Raw genomic sequence first — 18,379 nt, 5'->3', positions numbered from 1 at the left:
GACTTATTCCGTCCGATCCGCATGCAGGGTGGCGAGCACCTTGCCCAGCGTCTCGTTCTGCTCCGGTGTGATTTCTCGGCCGGCACTGTGACCGGCGTTGTCTTCAGCGATCTTGGCCAGCGCCACCAGCCAGTCGCCCACATAGTTGCGCGTGTGTTCCAAGGGTTGCGCCGGCAGTTGCGGCAGCTTGCCCGGGACGATAACCGGCGGCGCCTGGAACAGCTTGGCGCCACGCTCGATGCGGCTGTCGGGACGCTGCTCCAGCGGTGACTCGATGAACCCTAGCCAGCCGATGAAATCACCCAGCACGGTTTTCGCGGTGAGCACCTGACGTCCGGCCAGCTGCTCGCGTTTGGTGCCAATCTGCTCGGTACTGACGATGGCCTGCAGCAGGCGTGTTTGTAGGTCGAGGCGACTAGCGCCGGTGATGAGCTCATCAACCAGAGCCTCGACCGCTGGCTTGGAGAAGCCCAGATAGGTCATCAGACGCATGTCTTCAGGCAGGTGGCGCAGGTGGCTTATCCACTCACGCAGTACGGCCTGGGCGAAACGTGCATCGCTACCGCTGGAGCGCAGCGGTAAGGCATTGCTCGACGAGCGAGGCGCCGACTCGCTGTCGCCGAACAGATCAAAACCATCGTCGTGTCCCAGGTCATCACCCAGGTTGAGCGCCCCCCCGCTCACAACACCGCTGCTCGCACTATCGCTCACCAGAGCAGTAGGTTCTTCGTCATCGGCGCGCAGGTACAGACCCCGAACCAGATCGTCAGGCAATTGCATTCTCTGCAACAGTTCACCCAGCAGAATGCGCCGCGGCCAGACCGCGTCGAAGATCTGCTTGGCGATCTTGCGCTTCTTCTCCAGCTCGCCGGCGCCTTCTGCCTGATACCAGTGGCCAAGCCGGTTTTCCAGCAGATGCAGTACATCATCGAGCTGTTCACGAATACGCCCCAGCTTGACCTCGCGCAGCGCCACGCCACGCAGGTACTGGCTGATACGGCCCATGCCGCCATCGTTCAGCTCCAGCATCGCGTCCCAGGCCTGCTGCGGCTGGTTGACGTGGCGCTGTACAGTTTCGTCTTCGACGAAGGTACTGCGCATCAGCCCCAACGAATCCTGGGCAGCGGCGTTGATACCGATCTCTTCACCAGCCTGCACGTCGAGGAAGGTCACCTTCATGCGCGGTTTGCGCACCAGGAAGGTGTTATCGAAGGGCTGACCGGCCGTCCACTCCTGCAGCCAGGTGTACTGGCCGAAGCGTTCGAGCATGGTCATCTTCATCATGCCGCCGCTACCCCAACCGAGGCGCAGTAGGTCTTCGCCCTTGTCCAAGTCGCTACCAATGCGCATGTCGAACATGGTGATGGCCCACAGCAGGCCCGGCTTACGCAGAGCACGCTCTTCAGGCTTGGCGCCCTGGGTCTTGTCGATCCAGCGGGTCAGTACCGGACCGACAGCGGTGACGTCGGACTGCTTGTTCGATGGCGTACAGACGATCAGCACGTTCATTTCCTGGCTGTCGGTGTAGCGCTCGAACAAATAGGCAACCTTGCCGCGCAGGATCAGTTGCGCCACCGGGCTGGCTTCGTCGCTGCTCACCGCGCGACGCACGTCGTCCAGCGACTCGACCGACAAGCGGCCGCGATAGCCGGGAAAATCGAGCAGGTCGACCTGCTCGAACAGCGGCTCGCTAGTAGGCTCAACCAACGGGAACACCAACTCGACGGTGAGTGCGGCCAGTTGCGCCAGGGACAGCTCGACCGACGCACGCAGCTCGCCGTCAATGAATGGGCGCACGCCGATGCGCTTGTCGCTGTCCTTGCCCAAGCGCTCGAGCATGTCGACGTTCATGATGCTGTCGGCCTGCGACAGGCCCTTGTCGGTCTGCCGCACCAGGGCATCGAGCGGAGCGAATACGCGATCAGCGTTACCCAAGCTGCTCAGGGTTCTGGCGAAGCTCTGGTAGGCCTCGCTCAACTCGTTGATCTCACCCCAGAAGATCGAGAACAGCCGGGTGCGATCCTCCACCGCCAGCCAGGGCGCCAGCTCCACGGCCACGGGCCAGTAGTACCCAGCCAGACCACTCAGCGACGCCGGGAAACTGCCTTGCAGGTAGTCCCACAGGGCCACCACGTCGTCCTCGCTGACTCCGGGCACCGGCTTGAGCTGGCGGCGCTGGCCGAGTTCCTTGAGCAGTTGGCGGATGGCCGCTTCGTCGAAGCGATAGGACACCTTCTCGGTGTTGAAGTCGTTGAAAAAGGAGTTGGCCAGCACCTTGGCCACTTCCACTTCGCCGAACAGCTTCAGCTCCAGCGGGAAATCGTCCGGGCCGGGGCGCGCAGTACGGCTGAAACGGGTGACCAGGCCGGTGGCCTCTTTGCCTCCACCCGGCGGATTGACATGGGTGAGGAAGTCCAGACGACTGCCACCGAAATCAGTCTCCAGCTTGCCGTTGGCACCGGCAGCCAGGGTCGAGATCAGGTACGACTTGCCGGCCTGGGACAGACCGAAGAAACCCACGGTCATCGGCAGGCCGGAAACGCCGCCCAGGCGTCGGGCGGTATTGCGCACGCGACGCAGGCTGAGGATCAGGTCGTCCGCTTCGTTATCCAGGCGTGGCGCGCTGCGGCGCACGTCGCCGATCCAGCGGATCGCCTCGCCGGCACCGGTATGAATGGCGGCCCAGTGTCGGGTCAGTTGCTCAGGCGAGTTACTCATTTGCGAAACACGCTCCCGCTGTCGAGCCAATATTGGGATTCACCCAGCCCGGCGTCGGACAGGGTGTTGAGGCGCAGGCGAATGTGCGAGCGGCTGACCGAACCACTGTTGGATTCGGCACCAAGAAATTCGAAGCTCTCGCTGCCTTCAGCCGGATTGCGCGAAGGCTTGATGCCCAGGCGCACCTTGAGCACCAGCCCCTGGGAAGCGACCTGCTCGCGCAGCTTCTGGTTCTCGATGCTGAGGATGTACAGCGGCGCTGCAGACCAGCGTTCGTTGGCCAGTTGGCGGAAGCCCAGGCGCATGGTGCCGCGCATATCGAAGGTCAACTCGGGCAGCTCGTACTCGGGGTCGTCGAGATCGATATCGCGGAAGTAGACGTTACCGTCCTTGATCACGTTGTTGTTGTCGATCAGACCGAGGAACTTCAACGTCGAGTAGGGTTTGAACGCCGCCGAACGGAAGAAGAAGTTGGGCAGCCGCAGGCTGCGGCTGAGCAGACAAAGCATGGCGCCGACTGCGGCCGTGGTCTTCGGGTCCTCGATACGGTCGAGCTTGTTGAACGGGTACCAGCCACCGGTGCGGTACTGGTTGAGTGGCAGGATGCGTCCCGGCGGCAACGGCAGCAGCTTGCGAAACAGCGCCTGCACACCGGGCAGACGCGACGGACGCCCAGTGAGCAGAAGCACATCGCAGGGGTAGCTGTGGACAACTTCGCACAGCGCCTGAATGGTCTTGCCGATGTTCATGCGATCGCCGATGAACGCCTCGTGAATGCGCCGCAGACTGACGTTGAGCGTTGTCGCCAGCAGGTCGAACGGCTCGCTGCCGTTACCCAGTTGGCGGCGTACGGCACTGCTGAAATAGTCAAGCACATCGTCGGTGGGACGCTCGTCGCCAAGCAGTTCACCGAAAGTGCCTCTGACCAGGGTGCCGGCATCCAGCGGGTCATATTGTTCGTAGGCCTTGAGCAGGCGCAGACCGATAGGGCTGAACAGTTGCAGAGTCAGTTGCTGGCGCAGCACGGCGTCCTGCACGGCCAGCGGCTCGCTGCCAATCAGCTTGGACAGCAGCGCATCAGGGTTGTCGACACCCGCATCACGCAGCGCCGAGCCCAATGCCGGTAGGACGAACTGGCGGATCACGTCGAGCAGGATGTCGTCACCGGCGACCTTGAAACCATCGCGAAAACGCTGCGAGGGGGTGATATAGACGTTGCTGCCCACGCCATCATCGAGCCGATATTCGGTGATCACCAGGTCGGTGGTGCCACCACCGATATCGATCGAAGCGATGGTCAGACGATCCTTGTGCGGCTGATCCGGACGCGCCATGGTGGCAAAGAACTCCTCCGGACGACCGGCGAAGTTATTCTGCGTTTCGTTGAACAGGTAGACGACCTGGCCGCAGGTGGCCTCGTCCCACTGCACATGCACTTCCGGCAGGAATGGCCAAGCGGTCTCGCGGCTCTTGGCGTCCTTGATGTTGATCGGATCGTCCTCAGGGTGCCAGCCAAGGCTCTTCCACACCAGGCCGATGGCCTGCTCCATGCACTTGGCGAAGATTTCGCGCTCGGGCTTGGGCATCGACGGCGGCACGGTGAGGATGATCGAGCGCAAGTGGCGCGGCACGCGCGAATGGCTCATGCGCAGACGCTGCGACGGGCTGTTTATCTGCATCAATGCCTGGCCGAGCACTTCGCAGAGCATGAAGGTCATCAACGAGCTGCGCGAATAGTGCGGGTGGAACACCGGCATGCGTTCGTCGAAGGGCAGGCTGTAGAGCGCCTGACCTTTCTCGTTGATCAACCCGGCGACTGGCGCAGCAGTGGCGTGCGGCTCGCTTTCGGATTTGACGTAGGCGCAGTTGAAGCGCCAGCCCGGCTCGTAGTTGTCCTCGTCCCACAGGTAACGCTTCGGGCTGGACAGGCCGGTCGAGCCTTCGGTTCCACGCCGGCGACTGGCCAGACGTCCGGCCTCGCGACCAATGCGGGCGATGGTCGGCCACTGGAAGGCCTCGCGACGGCCACTTTGCACCGAAAAGTGATCCTTGCCGAATACCGCCTGAGCGAACTCGATACGGCTTTCGAAAGGTTCTGGATAAACGTGCTCGGGCTGGGTCAGGTCACGCAGTTCCAGCTCATAGCGCTTGCTCAGGCCATCATTCTCCTGCGGGTGATCCTCGATCAGGATGCCGCAGGTGCGCGAGTTGCCGACATCGAGCACCATGTCCACCGGAATCGCCTTGTGCAGGTCGCTGTCGCGGTTGGACACCACCTTGAGCTCCGGCACCAGCAACGCCGTACCGAGCAGGTGCAGCAAGTTGAGGTAGTGCGCCTGGTGATAGAGCTCCTGACACTCGTGCTCGATGTCATCGAACTGCATGCGTATCGGCGGCAGTTGCGCCTGCTCGGTGAACACTTCGCGTAGCCAGCCATCGACCCAGGCCAGGTCGAGGAACCAGCCCATCTCGTCGGCCTGATGTGCCAGGGCAAATGCCGCGCCGGCTCGCACATCGTCACTGGTCGGCGCCAGATAGGCGGTATCGCTGCGGCTGGCGAATACTTTGGTATCGAAGGCCAGGGTCACCCGGTGAGTATGACCATCTGGATCCTCACCCTCCTTGAGCTCGATGATACGCATACGCGCCCAGTTCGACGGGCCATCGTCGAAACGCCGAGGTGGGCTGAAGCGAAAGAATGGCAAGGGTAGCCAGAGCCCTTTGAGCAGACGCACCGACTGGTCGACCGCTACGCTGTAGGCCGGGCTCACAGGACTGCCCGGGGCTGCCGGATGGAAAAAGCTGTTGCTGCGTTCATCGAACATCAGCCGCGCCAACGGGCCATCGTTGCGCTGGCGCACGAACTCGCCAGGTAGTTCGCGGCGCAGTTCAAGGGTCACGGCGAAATCCAGGAACTGGACACCGCTGCCCATGATCAGGGTGATCTTATCTTCGTAGTCGGTCTTTTCTGGAAACATGATGCGTTTTTCCGCCCTGTTCTCGGGTCGTGGCAGGCCGTTGGAACTGCCTGGAATTTCAAGGGCCTGTTACTCGACGCCCTGCCTCATGGACATGGGGAATTGCTTGTTCTCATAACTACCCGTGCAGTCAGCAGCGCTACGGCTATCCGGGCTGCACACGACTTCCGGCAGCTTGTAGCTGCTGCCATCGTTGCAGGCAGCCTGCCCCTGGTTGTTGATCGCCAGCTTGCCGCCCTGCATCGCGGCATTCACCGCACCAGAGCACTCGACACCATCACCACGTCGCACCTTGACCTGCCCCTTGCCATCCTTGAAGTCATAGTCGAGTTGCATGGGCTTGCCGGTCTGCGCATCCTGAATACCGGCACCCGCTTTCCAGTTACCGTTGAGGAACTCAGTGGAGCCGGTTTCCAGTGCCTGCGGGGGAATGCTCAGGTCTTGTGGTACGTCCCGACCCGGCGGTTGCTTGCGAGGTTCCTGCTGCTCCTGTGGCGGGTCGGCTGGTGGCTCCTCAGCGGCTGCATCTTCAGGCGCGGACGGCGGCGGTTCTTCGCCCGGTGCATCGAGCTCGTCGTGTGCAGCAGCGCCCTCCTCCTGCTCGGCAGCGGGAGACTCTTGTCCGTCCGGCAGTTGACCATCGATAGCAGCACCCGACCCGGCGCCATCGACCGACCCACCACGACCGAACACGCCGATATCACGCTCATGCACCGGCAATCCCGGCAGATCGATGCGATCGAGGCCGAGTGGCAACTCGACCGTTGGCGCACAGGCGCGCAGCAAGAACAACAGCAACAGCAGGAGCAGTGGCAGGAGCAACAGCCACAGCCAGCGCCACCAACGCGACTTCTTCACCACCTCAACCGGCACGGCGGCGGCCAGCGGGGGCGGCGCGAGCGGTGCTACTGGCGCAGCGCTGGGCACAGGCGGACGCAGACACAACAGCGGGTCGTGATCATAGGTTCCCGCGTGATCGGTGAACCCCCAGAAGGTGATGACGGGCTTGCCATCGACCAGGTAGACATGGTCGCTGTCGGGAAAGTGAATGGTTTTTTCCAGCAGGCGACCGAATATCTGCTTTTCCCGGTTCTGCGCGTCAGCACGCATGCTTTCGCTGGTAGCACCCAGTTTGGCGTGCATCACCTCAAGCTGAGCATAGGCATTCGCGCGCTCCTCAACCGTGGCCGCCGACCAGGGGATCACGTCGCCCTCTGCAGGCGCGTACCAATCGATGCGGTCACCGGTTTCGTTGGGCTGCGGAATGGCTAGGCAACTGGAGGCTTCGCGCCCCATCTTCAGGCGAATGGCCTCGCGCAGTTGCAGCGCGGCGCTGTACACCGGCTGACCATCGACACCCAGCGCCTTGAATTCCTGAAGGTTACCCGTGCGGAGCAATGCGCCTGACATGTGCGGTCATCCTTTCCCTGGCCATCTGAAAATAGAAATTACGGCACAATCATTCCAAATGACGTTGGAAGATCGCGTCAGTCAGCAAGGCTAAAAAGCCTTTTGTATTCAAACGTTAGCTGTACTTAATTTTTCGAAATGTGACATAGACATCGCTTCATGGGAATGCTTTTCGGCGCAAAAATCAATCTGCGATTAACTCTGAATCGATCCCTTATGCGTTTATGTTGAGCTACCTAATCTATCTCTTCTTGCCACTCTTCCGGCAATTGCGGATCGACCGTCAGCCAGGGCAGACGGCTGCCCACCCAGATATGCCGATCTGCCGGTGCCTGCTCAGGTGCGTCCAGCGTAGCCACGGTCACGTCCAGCGTATCCGGGCTGAGCGAGGTGAACAGCGCCAGATGCGCGCCGCAGTCGGCGCAGAAATAGCGCGTGCAGCTGGCCGATGAGGCGAACGCCTTCGGTGTACCGCGCAGCCAGTGAAACGCCTGGCGCGGTACCGTGACCCAGGTGGTGAGAATGCCGCCACTGCTGCGCCGACAGATCGAGCAGTGGCAATGCGCGATATCCGTCAGCGGCGCATCGATCCGATAACGCAGCGCGCCGCACTGGCAGCCGCCCTGATGTTCGACCTTCATCCCGCCTCCGCCTTGCATTGCCCCGCGCCGCTGACCAAGATAGGCGCTCACCACAGTCGGGGATCGCCGTGATAGACCTGTTGCTGGCCTTGTGGCCGCTGTTCGCCATGATAGTCGCCGGCTACTGGCTGCGCCTGCGCGAGTTCCCCAGCGAGGCCTTCTGGCCGGGCGCCGAGCGCCTCAACTACTTCATCCTGTTCCCGGCGCTGCTGTTCTCCAGCCTGGCCCGTGCGCCGCTGAACAACCCGGCGCTGCCGCGCCTGGCACTGGCCGTGCTGCTCGGCCTGGGCATCGCCTGGCTGGCGCTGCTGCTGGTACGCCGCCTGCGCGGCTGGCCGGCCGGGCGTTTTGGCGCCTTCACGCAAGGCATTCTGCGCTTCAACACCTACCTGGGCCTGGCTGCGGTCGGCAGCCTGTTCGGCCAGGAAGGCCTGACCCTCGCCGCCCTGATGCTGGCCCTGATGGTGCCGACGGTGAACGTGCTGTCGGTCTGGTCGCTGACCGCCGAGCGCGGTGTCAGCGTTCGCGGCCTGCTGCTGCCGATCATCAAGAATCCGCTGATTCTCGCCTGCCTCGGCGGCGCGCTTTTCAACCTCACCGGTATCGGCCTGCCCGGCGGCACCGACCGCCTGCTCAGCCTGCTCGCCGCAGCCAGCCTGCCGCTGGGCCTGCTCTGCGTTGGCGCGGCGCTGAAACCGGAGCAACTGGGCGGAGAAATCCCGGCGCTGACCTGGAACAGCCTGTTGCGCCTGCTGGCAATGCCGCTGCTGGCCTGGGGCGTGGCCTGGGCGCTGGCGCTGCCGGCCATGGAAAGCGCGGTGCTGGTGCTGTTCTTCGCCCTGCCCACGGCGCCCACCGCCTATGTACTGACCCGCCAGCTCGGCGGCGACAGCCAGCTGATGGCCGGCATCATCACCCTGCAGACGCTGCTGGCCGCGGGCAGCCTGGTGGCGATCATGATGTTGCTGGCCTGACGGACCAGTAAGGCGCTACTCGGCGTAGCGCTCGATCAGCCGCTGATAGTCACCGCTCGCCTTGAGCACTTGCAAACCGCGGTCGAAGCGCTCGATCAGCTCGGCCGCGCGCGGATGCTGACGTGAAACGATGAAGTGCAGCGTATTGCGCTCAAATGCTGTCTGCGAGCGATGGAATGCGCTCGGCTCAGCGCCGATCGAGCGCAGAGCGCTGTTGCCCAGATGGCGATCGGCGATGAACAGATCGTCACGCTGCAACAGCAACAATCGCGCACACTCCTGCAGCCCAAGGGGGGAATGACGAAGCAGTATCCCCTTGTCGATCAGTTGCTGGATCATCGCCGCCGGCTGCCAGCCCAATGGATAACAGAGACGGCGCCCGGTCATGGCCGGTAGATCAGCGAGTTCGATGGCGTCGCCTGCGCGGCTGAAGAGGTACTGCTCGGACAGGTAAATCGGCGCCGAGTAGAGAAACTCCGCCTCGCGCTCGGCTGAACGAACGTAGGGAAAGGTGGCGTCGTACTCACCGCGCCTGGCCTTCAGGTAGCCGCGGTTCCAGGGCAGCCAGTCGAGCGTCATCGCCATACCCTGCTCGGCCAGCGCAGCGCGCACCACCTGGGTTAGCATGCCCTGACCGGCCAGTGCCTTGCCGGTGAACGGCGCATAGTCATCGCCGGTCGCCAAGTGCAGCACCTCGGCGCGCGCCGATGCGCATAAAAGCAGGCTCAACAGAGCCGCCCGCCCAAATCCCACCATCAATCTCCAGTCATTGGCGTGCGATTGCCTTGCTGCTCCGATCATTGACTCTTGCTCTCACAAGCACGGCTGTCCAGTGCAACCAGGCTATAGGGCGACAATTCATGCTGTTCTCTTGATACGAAGCAACGGGCTGGGCAGGGCGCCGTCTATTCTTGTCGCAACACGAACGAGATGCGGCAAGCCGATGAATGACACCAACGCCAACGATCAGCCTGACGTTTTCCCCTATCTGCAGCTGATCCACCAGCACGGCGGCTCGGACCTGTTCTTCAGCGTCGGCGCGCCGCCGCACATGAAGGTCGAAGGGCATAGCCAGCCCGTCGGCCAGCGCATCATGAAGGCCGGTGAGGTGCAGCAGCTGGCCTATCAACTGATGACGCAGAAGCAGATCGCCGAGTTCGAACGCGACCTGGAGATGAACCTGGCCGTCAGCCTGCAGGGCGCCGGGCGTTATCGGGTCAACGTCTATTACCAGCGCGGCGAAGTGGCCATGGTGGTGCGCCTGATCAAGAGCCAGATTCCCAGCTTCGAAGCGCTCGGCCTGCCCAAGCTGCTGGAGAAGCTGGCCATGCAGGACCGCGGGCTGATTCTGGTCACCGGCGCGGCGGGCTCGGGCAAGTCCACCACTCTGGCGGCGATGCTGGATTTCCGCAATCGCCACAAGAGCGGGCATATCGTCTGTATCGAAGATCCGATCGAATTCCTGCATAGCCATCAGCGCTCGATCATCGACCAGCGTGAAGTCGGCCTCGATACCCACAGCTTCGATGACGCGCTGCGCAACGTGCTGCGCGAGGCGCCGGACGTGATCATGCTCGGCGAGATCCGCGACGCTGCCACCATGCAGCACGCCCTGCACTACGCCGAAACCGGCCACCTGTGCGTCGCCACCCTGCATGCCACCAGCAGCAGCCACGCCATCGAACGTATCGCCCGCTTCTTCCCCGACGACGCCCGCAAGCAGGTGCTGGCCGATGTCGCGCACAATCTGCTCGCGGTGATCGGCCAGCGTCTGGTGCCCGGTATCGAGCAGAAGCGCGTGGTGGCGGTGGAGCTGATGCTGGGCACGCCCTATATCCGCGACCTGATCCAGCGCGACGAACTGGACGAGCTGCGCGAGGCCATCGCACGAGCCGCCGAGCAGGGCCTGCAGACCTTCGATCAGCATCTGTTCGCCCTGCTCGAAGCCGGCCGCATCAGCCTGGCCGAAGCGCTCAAGTTCGCCGACTCGCGGACCGACCTGAGCCTCAAGTTCAAACTCGAGCGCGGTTTCTCCGCCGACGACGCCGAACTCAAGGTACTGCGCGACGGTTGACTGGCTTTATCAGCGATTTCGGCCAATGCTCATCTATACAGGCCGAAACCATAACCTCTAATCGGCCGTCTTACAGGGGGCCGATTTATGCTGACCCTGCTGCATTTGCTGTCAGCCATTGCCCTGCTGGTTTGGGGCACCCACATCGTACGCACCGGTATCCTGCGCGTGTTCGGTTCACAACTGCGCAAGGTACTCAGCCACAACATCGGTCGCCGGCCGCTGGCATTCGTCGCCGGCATCGGCGTCACGGCCTTGGTGCAGAGCAGCAACGCCACCGCGCTGCTGGTGACCTCCTTCGTTGCCCAGGGCTTGATGGCGCTGGCGCCGGGCCTGGCGATCATGCTCGGCGCCGACGTCGGCACCGCGCTGATGGCGCGTGTGCTGACGCTCAACCTCAGCTGGCTCAGCCCGCTGCTGATCTTTCTCGGGGTGATCTTCTTTCTCTCGCGGCGGCAGACCCGCGCCGGCCAGCTTGGCCGCGTCGCTATCGGCCTGGGGCTGATGCTGCTGGCGCTGGAGCTGATCGTCGCCGCCGCCACGCCGATCACCGAAGCGCGCGGCATCCGCGTGCTGTTCGCCTCACTGACCGGCGACCTGCTGCTCGACGCGCTGGTCGGCGCGCTGTTCGCCCTGCTCACCTACTCCAGCCTGGCGGCGGTGCTGCTCACCGCGACCCTGGCCGGTGCCGGGCTGATCAGCCTGCCGGTGGCCATCGGCCTGGTGATCGGCGCCAACATCGGCAGCGGCCTGCTGGCCTTTCTCACCAGCAGCCTGCAGAACCCCGCCGGGCGCCGCGTGGCGTTGGGCAGCCTGATCTACAAGCTGATCGGCCTGTTGCTGGTGCTTCCTGTGCTGCAGCCGTTGGCCGAATGGCTGGACAGCCTGAACTGGCGCGCGGCGGAACTGGTGATCTTCTTCCACCTGCTCTACAACAGCCTGCGCGCCGTGCTGATGTTGCCCAGCGTCGGACTGATGGCGCGCTTCTGCAACTGGCTGCTGCCGGACCGGACCGACGACAGCGGCATCGCTCGCCCGCGGCATCTGGACCCAACGGCGTTGGCCACGCCAAGCCTGGCGCTGGCCAACGCCGTGCGTGAAACCCTGCGTGCCGGCGACCGCGTCGAGCGCATGCTCAGTCATCTGGCGCCTGTGCTTGAGCACAACGAACCGGCGCTGACCAAGGAGCTGCGCAGTCTCAATGACGATGTCGCCAGCCTGTGCCGGGCGGTCAAGCTGTACCTCGCTCAGATTCCGCGCGAGGCACTGAGCGAGCAGGAAAATCGGCGCTGGGCGGAAATTCTCGAACTGGCGGTGAACCTGGAGCAGGCCGGCGATCTGATCGAACGCATGCTCGGCAAGATCCAGAACGAGAAGACCGCGCAGCGCCGGGCCTTCTCCGAAAAGGGCCTGGAGGAACTCACCAGCCTGCACGGGCAATTGATGGCCAACCTGCGCTTGGGGCTGAACGTGTTTCTCAGCGCCGATCACGCCAGCGCCAGCCAGCTGCTGCGCGAGAAGCGCCGCTTCCGGGCGCAGGAGCGGCGCCTGGCCCATGCGCATATCGGCCGCCTGCAGCGTCAAGTCGTGCAGAGCATCGAGACCAGCTCCCTGCACCTGGAGCTGATCGCCGACATGAAGCGGCTCAACTCGCTGTTCTGCTCCAGCGCCTACGTGGTGCTCGAAGGCGGCGAAACCGGCGCCCTCAGGCTTGAGGGCGGCGAGTGACTCAGTCGGCGCCGGCCGCTCGCTCCGGCGCGCTCGGCTCCACCCCGCGCCAGGCGTACCAGGCGAAGAACAGCGCCATCAGCAGATAGCCATGAACGAAGTCCGGCGCGGCGTACCAGGCCAGCTTCGGTGCGTGCATCAGGCCGACGAAGGCCATGCCGGCCGCCACCAGCGCGAAGACGGTGGCCTGGCGGAACTGACGATCGATCACCGCCACGCACATGGCGCCGAGCAGGATGGCGCTGAACATGGCGCCCTGCCCCAGCGCACCGATGGCGCTGGAAATGCCCTCGACCACCTCCGGTGCGCCGCGATTGAAACGAGTCGCCAGGTAGTTGGCGAAATACGGCAGCATCGCCAGCGCCACGGCCGGGTAGTAACGGGCATGGTTGCTGTTGAAGGCGGTGGCGATCATCGACATGCCGACGAACACCAGAATCGGCGCCACCACCGCCACCGGGATCAGCGCGGCAATGAAGGCGATCAGGCCGAACATGGTCGCCAGGCCATACACCGCGCCGTTGAGCAGGCTGTAACCGCGCCCGGCGCCCATCCACTTCGAACCCACGGTGGCGATGTACACGGTGGTCGGGAACACGCCGCCGAACAGCGCACCGAGCGAGGTGCCGAGGCCATCCACGGCCTGGCACTCGCGCACGCTGTAGCTATCGCCGGCAGCGCTCATGGCTTCGACGTTGTTCATGGTCTCGATGGCGTTGTAGAGGGTGATCGGCAGGATTACCGTCATCAGCGCCAGCATGGTGGTGAACAGCAGGCCCAGGCCTTCGTACCAGGCCAGATTGGGCAACAGCGGGTAGAAACCGAGGTGGGTGAAGGCATCGCTGAACTTGCTGCCGTCAGCTGCGCCGATCAGATAGGCCAGCGCCGTCCCGACGACGATGGCGAACAGCGAGGCCGGCAAACGGAACGGCATGCTCACCCGCGCCACCAGACCGACGATGGTGATGGCCAGCACCAGCAGACCGATCACCGGGATTTCCAGGGTCTTGAACAGCATCTCGCCAGCGATGAAGGTCAGTGCCACGCCGGCCACCGCACCGAGCATCGCCGCACGCGGCAGGTGGCGCTGCACCCAGCCGCCTATCAGGCTGATGGCCGCCTCGATCAGACCACTGATGAAACAGGCAGCCACCGCCACCTTCCAGGCCAGCTCGGCGTCGCCGGTGAGGTTCTTCGCCGGCAGCAGCACGCCGAACAGGAAGACGAACATCACCGGTGTGCTGATGCCGTAGGACAGTGCAGTGACGTCGGCGCGGTTCTCGCGGCGAGCCAGACGCGCGGCACTCCAGGCGTAGTAGAAGTTGCCGGCCATCACCGCCACCGCAGCCCCAGGCAACACCTGACCGAACACGATCTCGGCAGGGAAGCCCATGCCCAGCATGCTGATGGCAATGATCACGAAGTTGGCGATGTTGTTCTGGAACAGGGCGAAGAAGGCATCGGTGTCTTCCTTCTTGTACCAGGGGTAATGCACGCGCGGCGTCGACATGACGGGCTGAGTCCTTGTTGTCTGAACGGTCAGGCCGGCGAGTCTAGCAATCTGCCGCCAGGGCATAAACGAACAAGGCAGCCGAAGCTGCCTTGTTGTCAGTTGCCAGCCGGCGTCATGCGCGCTGCGCAACCAGACGACGGCGCTGCAGCAGCACGATCAAGCCGAACAGCAAAAAGCCCGGAATCCACATCAGCTCCTTCATCCAGCGGTCGGTCGGTGCCCGCACGCTGAGAATCTGCTGGTCGAACTCCAGCCCGGCATCGGCGGCCATGCTGCCGAAGGTGACGCTGTCCACCAGTACCTTGTCGCCCTCCTCATAGAGATTCAGGCCGAGCTTCTCCAGACGCTCCTGGCCCGAAGCGCCATCGGGCACCGGCAGCAGCACGGTGAACTCACGCGGATCGCCCACGGCATTTTCCCCGAGCACCTGCAGGCGCAGCGAACTGCCGTCCTCCACGCCATCGAGCGCCTGCGCCAGCTCCGCCGGCGGCACCTCCTGGTAGGGGTCGTGCAGCATGTCCATCCAGAAACCCGGGCGGAACAGGGTGAAGGCCACCAGCAACAACAGCGCGCTTTCGTACAAGCGGCTGCGCACCAGGAAGTAGCCCTGGGTACCGGCGGCGAAGATCAGCATGGCGATGGTCGCCACGATGAAGATGATCACGCCATGCCAGAAGTCCACGTCGATCAGCAGCAGGTCGGTGTTGAAGATGAACAGGAACGGCAGCGCGGCGGTGCGCAGGCTGTAGAAGAACGCCACCAGGCCGGTCTTGATCGGGTCGCCCTTGGACACCGCCGCCGCCGCGAACGAGGCCAGCCCCACCGGCGGCGTCACGTCGGCCATGATGCCGAAGTAGAAGACGAACAGGTGCACCGCGATCAGCGGCACGATCAGACCATTCTGCTGCCCCAGCGCCACCACCACCGGCGCCAGCAGGCTGGACACCACGATGTAGTTGGCGGTGGTCGGCAGGCCCATGCCGAGGATCAGACTGAACACCGCCACCAGCATCAACATCAGCAGCAGATTGCCCATCGACAGCAGCTCGACCAGATCGGCCAGCACCAGGCCGACGCCGGTTTGCGATACCGCGCCGACGATGACCCCGGCTGCCGCAGTGGCGATGCCGATACCGATCATATTGCGCGCACCGGCGATCAGGCCTTCGCGCAGATCGACCACACCATCGATGAAGGTGCCATGCTCATGGCTGCCATCACGGCGCATCCAGCTCAGCAGCGGACGCTGGGTGAGCAGGATGATGATCAGCATCACGCTGCCCCAGAAGGCCGACAGGCCGGGGGACAGACGCTCGATCATCAGGCACCAGACCAGTACCACTACCGGCAGCAGGAAGTGCAGGCCCGAGAGCAGTACCGCGCGGGTCTGCGGCAGCTCTTCCAGCGGCGCATTGGGGTCTTCCGGCGGCAGTACCGGTACGCTGGCCGCGACTTTCAGCAGCGCCAGGTACACCAGTGCGAGCAGCACGCCGATCACCGGCAGGGCGTACTCACCGAGCGCCGGCTTGAGCCAGCCGAGGCCATAGTAGACCGCCAGCGACAGACCGCTGATCAGCGCCGCGCCGAAGGCGAAGCCGGTCAGACGGCGCAGCCAGGGCTTGGGCTGGTGGCCGCCGATGGGCTGCAGGCCGAGCTTGAGCGATTCCAGATGAACGATGTAGAGCAGCGCGATGTAGGAAATCGCGGCCGGCAGGAAGGCATGCTTGATGATCTCGACATAGGACATGCCGATGTATTCGACCATCAGGAAGGCCGCAGCGCCCATCACCGGCGGCATGATCTGACCGTTGACCGAAGACGCCACCTCGACCGCGCCGGCCTTCTCCGAGGAGAAACCGGTGCGCTTCATCATCGGAATGGTGAAGGTACCGGTGGTGACCACGTTGGCGATCGACGAGCCGGAAATCATCCCGGTCAGGCCGGAGGCCAGCACAGCCGCCTTGGCCGGGCCGCCACGGAAGTGACCGAGCAGGCTGAACGCCAGCTGGATGAAGTAATGCCCGGCGCCGGCACGTTCGAGCAATGCGCCGAACAAAACGAAGAGGAACACGAAGCTGGTGGACACGCCCAGGGCGATCCCGAACACGCCTTCAGTGGTGATCCACTGGTGGTTGGCCAACGCGTTGAAGCTGACCCCACGGTGCGCCAGCAGGCCGGGCATGTAGGGGCCAGCCAGGCTGTAGATGAGAAAGACCAGGGCGATGATCGCCAGGGGTGGGCCGAGCGCTCGGCGCGTGGCCTCCAGCAGCAGGGGTATGCCAAGGCAGGCCGTGACCAGGTCGGCCGTGGTCAGGCTGCCGGGGCGCATCGCCAGCTGCTGGTAGAAGATGAACAGGTAGGCGGCACTGGCTGCGGCGACCAGGCCGAGGGCGATATCCAGTAGCGGTACGCGATCACGCGGCGACTTCTTGAACGCCGGGTAGGCAAGAAAGGCCAGCAGCAAGGCGAAAGCCAGGTGAATGGCGCGGGTCTGGGTATCGTTGAGCACACCGAAGCCGAAAATGAACGGCAGCGGTGAAGCGATCCACAACTGGAACAGCGACCAGAGCAGGGCAAGGCCGGCGATCACCTTGGCCATCAGGCCTGCGGGCGAACGCGCACCGACATCCTGGGCGATCAGTTCCTCGGTGGAAAGTTGCTTGTCATGCATGGGGCGAACCTGCATTTGAGTAATCGAAAACGGCAAAACCCGCAGGCCTGGGCCTACGGGTTTGCTTGACACTAGTCGCGAATCAGACAACGCGCTCAGTGCGCATTGTCAAAGATCCCGGCGGTTCGGCCGCCAGGACCGGGGCTTACAGCCAGCCGCGCTCTTTGTAGTAACGCTCGGCGCCCTCGTGCAGCGGAGCAGTCAGGCCGACCTTGATCATGTCCTCTTCCTTCAGGTCAGCGAAGGCCGGGTGCAGACGCTTGAAGCGATCGATGTTGTCGAACACCGACTTGACCAGCTGGTAGACCACTTCCGGGTCAGCCTTGGCGCTGGTGGACAGCACGGCCTTGCCGCCGATGGACGGAGTCGGCTGATCGTTGCCCTTGTACAGACCACCCGGGATGTCGGCCTTGGTGTAGTAGGTCTTCTCGGCCAGCAGCTTGTCGATCTCGGCGCCGGTCACCGGAACCAGCACGGCGTCGGTGGTGGTGGTGGCTTCCTGGATCGCGCCATTGGGATGACCGACGAAGTAGGTCATGGCGTCGATGTTGTTGTCGCCCAGTGCGCTGGCCTGCTCGGCCGGCTTCAGCTCGGCAGCCAGGGCGAAGGCGGAACGATCCCAGCCTTTGACGGCGAGGATTTCTTCCAGGGTGTCACGCTGACCGGAACCCGGGTTGCCGACGTTGACGCGCTTGCCCTTGAGGTCATCGAAGCTCTTGATGTTGGCGCTACGACGGGCGAGAACGGTGAATACTTCGCTCTGCAGCGAGAACACCGCACGGATGTCGCTCATCGCACCTTCGGCTTCGAACGGCGCAGCACCGTTGAGGGCTTTGAACTGGTGGTCGGACTGCATGATGCCGAAGTTGAATTCGCCACTGCGGATGCCGTTGACGTTGGCTACGCCGCCGCCACTGGCCGGGGCGTTGCACTTGATGCCGTGCTCGGCCGAGCCACGGTTGAGGAAGCGGCAGATGGACTGACCGGCCACGTAATAAACGCCTGTCTGGCCGCCGGTGCCGATGGTGACGAACTTCTCTTCAGCCTGTGCCATGCCACTCAGGGCAGTGCCCGCGAGCGCGGCGGACAGGACCCATGCCAAGGATTTGCCTTTCATGGGAAATCTCCTTTTTTCTGTTGTTTTTGAGCGAGCGCGCCTTGTGAGCGACGTCCGGGAGGGAAGTCTAACCGCTTGCGCCGATTATGCACGCACTGATGACCAGGCGGTCGTAACGCCTTGTGTGAAAAGGGCGTCGGTGGTGCGGACTGATCCTGATCAATAAATCGCCATCCGCCTCCTTCTAGTATTACTAGCCAGTTGCCATACAGCGTGATCATCATGCCCCGCACTCACCTGCTGCTCAGCCTGCCGGACACGGCGTCCAGCCAGCAGGTCACTCATCTGCTGCGCCACCAGGCGCCTCTCTGCCACATTATCGATAGCCTCGACAGTTGCCAGCAGCAGCCGCTGTGCCGCTGGCTACAACCCCTGCCAGCGGGCAGCCTCGGCGACGTGCAAAGCAGCCTCGATGACGCCATCGAAGTTCTGGAGCGCACCCGGCACGCTTTCAAGTCGAGTCAGCTGGCCGAGCTGCGCAAGCGCCTGAGCCAGCTCCGTGAAGAGTTGTCCGCACTGGGGCAATGCGGTAAAAGCTAACCGCAGTAGGTTCCG

General features: G+C 63.5%; 12 protein-coding genes. 4 read left to right on the top strand and 8 right to left on the bottom strand.

Going from position 1 to position 18,379, the window contains the following annotated elements:
- Window positions 1-3: 3 nt before the first annotated feature.
- The 4 genes from P3C50_RS13615 to P3C50_RS13600 all read right to left on the bottom strand — a co-directional run bounded on the left by P3C50_RS13615 (window position 4) and on the right by P3C50_RS13600 (window position 7,747).
- Complete coding sequence (locus P3C50_RS13615; RefSeq protein ID WP_257598160.1) at window positions 4-2,718, bottom strand: putative virulence factor; 2,715 nt, start codon at window positions 2,716-2,718, stop codon at window positions 4-6.
- Complete coding sequence (locus P3C50_RS13610) at window positions 2,715-5,696, bottom strand: virulence factor SrfB (RefSeq protein WP_075750786.1); 2,982 nt, start codon at window positions 5,694-5,696, stop codon at window positions 2,715-2,717. The genes P3C50_RS13615 and P3C50_RS13610 overlap by 4 nt, the downstream gene beginning before the upstream one ends.
- Window positions 5,697-5,765: 69 nt before the next feature.
- Entirely contained in the window at window positions 5,766-7,106 is a 1,341-nt protein-coding gene (locus P3C50_RS13605) for an SrfA family protein (protein WP_075750787.1), read from the bottom strand.
- 236 nt (window positions 7,107-7,342) lie between these two features.
- Window positions 7,343-7,747 carry a GFA family protein gene (locus P3C50_RS13600; RefSeq protein WP_275546408.1) on the bottom strand — a complete coding sequence of 135 codons (405 nt, stop codon included), beginning with the start codon at window positions 7,745-7,747 and terminating at the stop codon, window positions 7,343-7,345.
- A 107-nt stretch (window positions 7,748-7,854) separates the two neighbouring features.
- On the opposite strand from P3C50_RS13600, the gene P3C50_RS13595 reads away from it, so the two are divergent.
- Window positions 7,855-8,721 carry an AEC family transporter gene (locus P3C50_RS13595; RefSeq protein WP_275546432.1) on the top strand — a complete coding sequence of 289 codons (867 nt, stop codon included), beginning with the start codon at window positions 7,855-7,857 and terminating at the stop codon, window positions 8,719-8,721.
- Between the two features lie 15 nt (window positions 8,722-8,736).
- On the opposite strand, the gene P3C50_RS13590 is transcribed toward P3C50_RS13595, so the two are convergent.
- Window positions 8,737-9,450, bottom strand: coding sequence for a substrate-binding periplasmic protein (locus P3C50_RS13590; RefSeq protein WP_275546407.1), 714 nt, complete (start codon window positions 9,448-9,450; stop codon window positions 8,737-8,739).
- Between the two features lie 214 nt (window positions 9,451-9,664).
- On the opposite strand from P3C50_RS13590, the gene P3C50_RS13585 reads away from it, so the two are divergent.
- Both P3C50_RS13585 and P3C50_RS13580 read left to right on the top strand, forming a co-directional pair.
- Complete coding sequence (locus P3C50_RS13585; protein ID WP_275546406.1) at window positions 9,665-10,795, top strand: PilT/PilU family type 4a pilus ATPase; 1,131 nt, start codon at window positions 9,665-9,667, stop codon at window positions 10,793-10,795.
- An 87-nt stretch (window positions 10,796-10,882) separates the two neighbouring features.
- The gene (locus tag P3C50_RS13580; RefSeq protein WP_275546405.1) at window positions 10,883-12,523 is read left to right on the top strand and encodes a Na/Pi cotransporter family protein; all 1,641 of its coding nucleotides are present in this window, start codon (window positions 10,883-10,885) and stop codon (window positions 12,521-12,523) included.
- A gap of 1 nt (window position 12,524) precedes the next feature.
- Here the strand turns inward: P3C50_RS13580 and P3C50_RS13575 are convergent, their stop codons facing one another.
- The 3 genes from P3C50_RS13575 to P3C50_RS13565 form a co-directional block, all read right to left on the bottom strand.
- Window positions 12,525-14,033 (bottom strand): NCS2 family permease, encoded by a 1,509-nt coding sequence (locus P3C50_RS13575; RefSeq protein ID WP_275546404.1) that lies wholly within the window; start codon window positions 14,031-14,033, stop codon window positions 12,525-12,527.
- Window positions 14,034-14,148: 115 nt separating this feature from the next.
- The gene (locus tag P3C50_RS13570; RefSeq protein WP_275546403.1) at window positions 14,149-16,707 is read right to left on the bottom strand and encodes a TRAP transporter permease; all 2,559 of its coding nucleotides are present in this window, start codon (window positions 16,705-16,707) and stop codon (window positions 14,149-14,151) included.
- Window positions 16,708-16,852: 145 nt separating this feature from the next.
- Window positions 16,853-17,824 carry a TAXI family TRAP transporter solute-binding subunit gene (locus P3C50_RS13565; RefSeq protein ID WP_275546402.1) on the bottom strand — a complete coding sequence of 324 codons (972 nt, stop codon included), beginning with the start codon at window positions 17,822-17,824 and terminating at the stop codon, window positions 16,853-16,855.
- A gap of 222 nt (window positions 17,825-18,046) precedes the next feature.
- Between P3C50_RS13565 and P3C50_RS13560 the strand changes: the two genes are divergently transcribed.
- A complete protein-coding gene (locus tag P3C50_RS13560) occupies window positions 18,047-18,364 on the top strand; it encodes a hypothetical protein (RefSeq protein ID WP_275546401.1) in 318 nt (105 codons plus the stop codon).
- The last annotated feature ends 15 nt before the right edge of the window (window positions 18,365-18,379 follow it).

Source organism: Pseudomonas sp. Marseille-Q0931, from assembly GCF_940789645.1.
Lineage (GTDB): Bacteria > Pseudomonadota > Gammaproteobacteria > Pseudomonadales > Pseudomonadaceae > Aquipseudomonas.
Note: the sequence above shows the minus strand (reverse complement) of the source record. Positions and strands in the feature narration are given on the sequence as shown.

Bases quoted from the DNA above. Each gene is read 5' to 3' on its own strand.
- P3C50_RS13615 (WP_257598160.1), bottom strand. From the start codon at position 2,718: ATGAGTAACTCGCCTGAGCAACTGACCCGACACTGGGCCGCCATTCAT.
- P3C50_RS13610 (WP_075750786.1), bottom strand. From the start codon at position 5,696: ATGTTTCCAGAAAAGACCGACTACGAAGATAAGATCACCCTGATCATG.
- P3C50_RS13605 (WP_075750787.1), bottom strand. From the start codon at position 7,106: ATGTCAGGCGCATTGCTCCGCACGGGTAACCTTCAGGAATTCAAGGCG.
- P3C50_RS13600 (WP_275546408.1), bottom strand. From the start codon at position 7,747: ATGAAGGTCGAACATCAGGGCGGCTGCCAGTGCGGCGCGCTGCGTTAT.
- P3C50_RS13595 (WP_275546432.1), top strand. From the start codon at position 7,855: ATGATAGTCGCCGGCTACTGGCTGCGCCTGCGCGAGTTCCCCAGCGAG.
- P3C50_RS13585 (WP_275546406.1), top strand. From the start codon at position 9,665: ATGAATGACACCAACGCCAACGATCAGCCTGACGTTTTCCCCTATCTG.
- P3C50_RS13580 (WP_275546405.1), top strand. From the start codon at position 10,883: ATGCTGACCCTGCTGCATTTGCTGTCAGCCATTGCCCTGCTGGTTTGG.
- P3C50_RS13575 (WP_275546404.1), bottom strand. From the start codon at position 14,033: ATGTCGACGCCGCGCGTGCATTACCCCTGGTACAAGAAGGAAGACACC.
- P3C50_RS13570 (WP_275546403.1), bottom strand. From the start codon at position 16,707: ATGCATGACAAGCAACTTTCCACCGAGGAACTGATCGCCCAGGATGTC.
- P3C50_RS13565 (WP_275546402.1), bottom strand. From the start codon at position 17,824: ATGAAAGGCAAATCCTTGGCATGGGTCCTGTCCGCCGCGCTCGCGGGC.
- P3C50_RS13560 (WP_275546401.1), top strand. From the start codon at position 18,047: ATGCCCCGCACTCACCTGCTGCTCAGCCTGCCGGACACGGCGTCCAGC.